This is a genomic window from Pseudoalteromonas sp. MB41 (genome assembly GCF_020966275.1).
GTDB classification, from domain to species: Bacteria; Pseudomonadota; Gammaproteobacteria; order Enterobacterales; family Alteromonadaceae; genus Pseudoalteromonas; species Pseudoalteromonas lipolytica.
This window is the reverse complement of the sequence record NZ_JAJJZF010000051.1, coordinates 1-4,791: the sequence shown is the minus strand read 5'-3', so window position 1 is coordinate 4,791 and position 4,791 is coordinate 1. Positions and strand designations below refer to the sequence as shown.

The 4,791-nt window shown below is 39.0% G+C and carries 3 protein-coding genes and 1 pseudogene; 1 reads left to right on the top strand and 3 read right to left on the bottom strand.

Features of this window, described 5'->3' with window-relative positions:
* Positions 1 to 597 precede the first annotated feature (597 nt).
* A pseudogene (locus tag LPA49_RS22005) lies at positions 598 to 2,181 on the top strand (arylsulfatase).
* A gap of 60 nt (positions 2,182 to 2,241) precedes the next feature.
* Here the strand turns inward: LPA49_RS22005 and LPA49_RS22000 are convergent.
* The 3 genes from LPA49_RS22000 to LPA49_RS21990 form a co-directional block, all read right to left on the bottom strand.
* Complete coding sequence (locus LPA49_RS22000) at positions 2,242 to 3,285, bottom strand: GGDEF domain-containing protein (RefSeq protein WP_230237765.1); 1,044 nt, start codon at positions 3,283 to 3,285, stop codon at positions 2,242 to 2,244.
* 110 nt (positions 3,286 to 3,395) lie between these two features.
* Positions 3,396 to 4,223: a mechanosensitive ion channel family protein gene (locus LPA49_RS21995; protein ID WP_199526201.1), complete on the bottom strand. Its 828-nt coding sequence runs from the start codon at positions 4,221 to 4,223 to the stop codon at positions 3,396 to 3,398.
* A 64-nt stretch (positions 4,224 to 4,287) separates the two neighbouring features.
* On the bottom strand, positions 4,288 to 4,791 hold a 504-nt coding region (locus LPA49_RS21990), incomplete at its 5' end, for a sodium:calcium antiporter (RefSeq protein ID WP_369123129.1).

Genomic DNA, 4,791 nt, shown 5'->3' with positions numbered 1-4,791 from the left:
GCAAATAAAATAGCAAGAATAGCTTGGTCTGTAATGACCACGAAGAAGCCTTTTGAAATTAGAGTTTAAGTCAGTTTGCATATGATAATTAATGATGACAAAACGGTTAGACCACCAGATTGAAGACCTTGTGGACAGTTCAGCAAGAAAAATGCTTTCTCGTTTTTGAGGACAATCTGGCGCAGATCTCATCGTAGAGCTGGGACTAATGTTAGTCTCTAATAGACTCTGAATACATTAGCGCAAACCATCTCCGTTATTTTAGTTATTAACTTGCAAAACGGGGCGTACCATACATTTTGTCCATAGGCGAGTTACTTGCTGACTCGCCTTTGCCCCAAAATCATTCAGAGTAAATGCTCTATAGAGCAGCCTCGTTTCAAACGATAGCCTAAACATCGTTAGTATCGATTTGATACATATCAACTTATATATTGAATACTCTTTAATCAGTTTGCATAAACTGAACAGCACGTTCATACTAACTTGGTGGATAAAAAGTAGTCGATGTTTTGCAAGATAATCAGTCAACCAGTCTTTTGATGATTTTCTTCACCAACACTTTATTTTTATTATTCTCAACAGGGAGAAAGTTAAGTGAAAAAGTTCATATTTTTAATATATGTCGTCATAACATGCTTCGCTGGATTCGCTTCAGCACAAGAAAAGCCCAATGTACTCGTTATTTTTAGTGATGATGTAGGTATCTGGAATATTAGTGCTTATAGTCGTGGTCAAATGGGGTATCGTACTCCAAACATTGATCGCCTAGCGAAAGAAGGGACCTTATTTACTGATTATTATGGCGAACAAAGCTGTACCGCTGGCCGAGCGGGTTTTATTACAGGTCAATATGCTGTTTGAGTTGGGTTACCAAAAGTAGGTCTAGTGGGATCACCTCAAGGGCTATCTGAAAAAGATCCAACAATTGCCGAGATGTTAAAACCCTTGGGGTATGCGACAGGCCAATTCGGTAAAAATCATTTAGGTGATCGTAACGAGTTTTTACCAACAGTGCATGGATTTGATGAGTTCCTAGGCAACCTTTACCATTTAAATACACACACTGAGTTAGAGGATGAAGACTACCCTAAAAACCCAGAATTCCTTAAAAAATTCGGCCCTCGGGGAGTTATACACAGTTTTGCGTCAGACAAAGACGATAAAACGGTTGATCCTCGCTTTGGTAAGGTTGGAAAGCAAACGATTAAAGATACCGGTCCACTTAATTCTGAGCGCATAAAAACGATTGATGAAGAATTCTTAGCTGGTGCAATGAAATTTATCCGCAATGCACACGAAGATGGAAAACCATTCTTCACTTGGTTTAATGCTTCCCGCATGCATTTCCCAACGATATTAAAAGACGAGTCTATGGGTGTTACGGGACAAGGTATTTTTGCTGATGGAATGGTTGAGCATGATGGTCATGTTGGTCAGCTTTTAAATCTATTAGATGAACTAAAAATCGCAGACAATACGATTGTAATTTATACTTCAGATAATGGCCCGATGAAAATGAATTGGCCGGATGGTGGAACTGATCCATTCAGATCAGAGAAAGGAACTGGATGGGAAGGTGCATTCCGAGTGCCTGCTATGGTTCGTTGGCCCGATAAAATTCCAGCAGGAAATGAGATAAATGGTCTTATTTCACATCATGATTGGTTTCCTACTATTTATGCTGCTATCACAGGTGAAAATAAGCTAAACGAGAAGCTAGAAAAAGGCCTTAAGGTCTCGGGAAAAAAATATAAAGTTCACTTAGATGGTTACAACATGCTGCCTTACCTTACTGGTAAAGTGAATGAAAGCCCTAGAGAGTATTTTCTTTACTTTGGTGATGATACAAGTCTATTAAATGTGCGCTATAAAGACTGGAAATTCACATTCGCGGAGCAACGTGCTGAGGCCGGTACATGGGATTTATGGCGAGACCCATTTGTTGAGCTTCGAGTTCCGAGGATCCAAAACTTAAGAAGAGATCCATTTGAGCGTGCTTCGGTAGAGAGTGTCCAATATCAGATGTGGATCCAAGAAAAGCAATTTATGCTAGTGCCCGTGATTAGTTTTGTTGGGGAAGCAATGGAGTCCTTTAAAGCATTTCCTCCAAGAGGACAGCCACTCAATCTATCGATGGCAAATGCGCTGAAGACTTTACAAGAAGCCTCTGCAAGATAACTTTAAACATTCAAAATGTGGTCATTACGTTCAGTAATGACCACAAAATCAATACAAGTTTCATTCATTAAATTCAACCCGATTTCTGCCATTTTTCTTCGCACGATATAGAGCTGAATCAGCACGTTCAATTACTGTTAGCGTATTATCATCACTGTGATTAATCGTCACTCCACAGCTGACTGACAATCTTTTTTCGTGGAAATAAATACCATTTATATCTTTAACAATGGACGTTGCAATCTCTTTTGTTTCATCTAGGGTTGTCCCTTCAATAATGATTACAAACTCTTCGCCACCCCAGCGAGCACATACTGCTTTACTAGAAGATAAAGATTTGAGCTTACTTGCTACAATGACAAGTGCTTTATCGCCTTCTAAATGACCATAGGTATCGTTTATTTCTTTAAAATAATCGATGTCTAGTAGTATAAAACCAAAATTCGAACTTTTTAGTAAACTTGAAAGCGTTCTGTCTAGTTTTTCTCGGTTAAACAATCCCGTTAATTTATCGGTTTCAGCGAGTCTTTTAATAAGTTGATTTTTCTCGGCCAACGTATCATAAGCAGCAAACCGAGTTTTTTCATAGAAACGGAACAAGATAATATGAGCAATGGCAACTTCAATGATATTAAAAACGGAGCCAAGTCCAACTTTAACAGGCTCCGGGTTCTGTGAATGTTGATATACTATAAATGCACACACAGCGAAAGCGATAGCACTGAGTAGACTCCCCCAATTTCGACCTACTAAATAAAATGAAAATGGAGGAATTAATGTTGCCCAAAATAATGAATAGGCCGCGCCGTTAATTGAGATAATAAATGTCAGTATTAAGCTGTTAATCAATAACACCACAGCCCATGAAACCGCTTCAATCTTTGAACCTTTAATGAACCAAGCATACAGCAAAATAGATAAAACCAGCCCCACAGCATCAAGCAAAGCAATGTCATAGCTGTTGAATTTAAAGATATTGATAACAGTCAGTACGAAGAAGTAAACAGTACATATCAATAAAGAATGGGCAATTAAACGGCTTCGCCAAAATAGTTCAGGACTTTCAGGGTGTGCTGGAATGTTTTTATACCAATAATTGAACATCGTAAATTCTGTTTTTTTTAATTATTACACGCGAGCTATGCTCTCAAGCAAAGGCTCAGTCCTGTTATTCTATCATAGAAAAACGCCCTAGGACTGAGCAAGGTTTTTCACTATTTTTTATCACTGTTTATTATATGTAAATCACGTTGAGGAAATGGGATAGTAATTCCTTTGCTCTCCACTTTATCTTTAACTTTACGTTGTGTTTGCCAATATATATCCCAGTAATGTGGCGTAGCTACCCAAGCACGAAGCTGCAAGTTCACAGAGCTATCTGCTAATGTGTGGACTAGATACTGAGGGGCTGGCTCAATCAAAATTCGCGATTCTTCACTAACAAGCTCCCTTAATGCCGCAAGCCCATCTTCAATTGAATCACCATAAGAAATACCCACAGTTATATCCATGCGACGCTTTTCGTTTCTCGTAAAGTTTTTTATCGCATTTGCCCAAACCGTGCTATTTGGGATTGATACAAAAACACCATCGGCGGTTTCAAGGACAGTGGTAAATAGACCTAAATCTTTTACACTCCCTGTATAGCTTGATACTTCAACAAACTCTGCCTTTTTTAGTGGCTTTAAGAAAAGTAGCATGACCCCCGCAGCCACATTACTGAGCGTGTCTTTTAATGCTAGACCAATCGCTAAGCCTGCGGCACCGACGAGTGCGACAAGACTGGCCGTATTGACTCCAAATAAATCTAAAATAATCACAATTGCAATTAAATAAACCACATAGCCTGATAGCGTGGTAAGCAGCTTTGTAATGATTTCATCGTGCTTACTCAGTCTGTAAACACCTTTATGTACAGCCCGTTTAAGTAGTTTTGAGCAAATACTAGCTCCTATAAAGATGAAAATAGTAAGCAATGTATTCTTGGCTATCGCTATGAGTTGTAATTGGTGCTCAGAAAAAAAGTTTATGATGGTTTCCATCGGTGATTTCCCTTTAAATATAAATAATATACGCGTTTATTTCTAAAAAATTTTATAGTGAAAGCTAGTTAATGATGCTGGTAACTAAGTAGCCATTGTAAGTAATATAGGAAGCAAGCAAGATACCACCTTCCCAGCGATTTATTCTGCCTTGTCGGCCAAAACCGTAAGCCATAACCAATAACATGACGGAAAGTACAAGCATCACACTCCAATCTCGGTAAAGTACGTCTGTAGAAATATGAGGGATAGGTTCAATAAGACCGGCGATACCTATTACAGCTAGGATGTTAAACATATTCGACCCCACAACATTGCCAATGGCGATGTCATGCTCTCCCTTTTTAGCGGCAATAATAGAAGCTGCAAGCTCTGGCAAAGATGTCCCTAATGCAACGATAGTTAAGCCGATAATAAGGTCACTGACACCGAGCGCAGTTGCAATTTCAACCGCTCCCCAAACAAGTATGCGAGAGCTAATAATGAGTAATGTTAAGCCCACGGTGAGCCAGAAAATTGCTTTCCCTAAAGACATGGCGTGACTTTTAAGCTCAGTATCAAATTCTGT

Bases quoted from the DNA above. Each gene is read 5' to 3' on its own strand.
- LPA49_RS21995 (WP_199526201.1), bottom strand. From the start codon at position 4,223: ATGGAAACCATCATAAACTTTTTTTCTGAGCACCAATTACAACTCATA.
- LPA49_RS22000 (WP_230237765.1), bottom strand. From the start codon at position 3,285: ATGTTCAATTATTGGTATAAAAACATTCCAGCACACCCTGAAAGTCCT.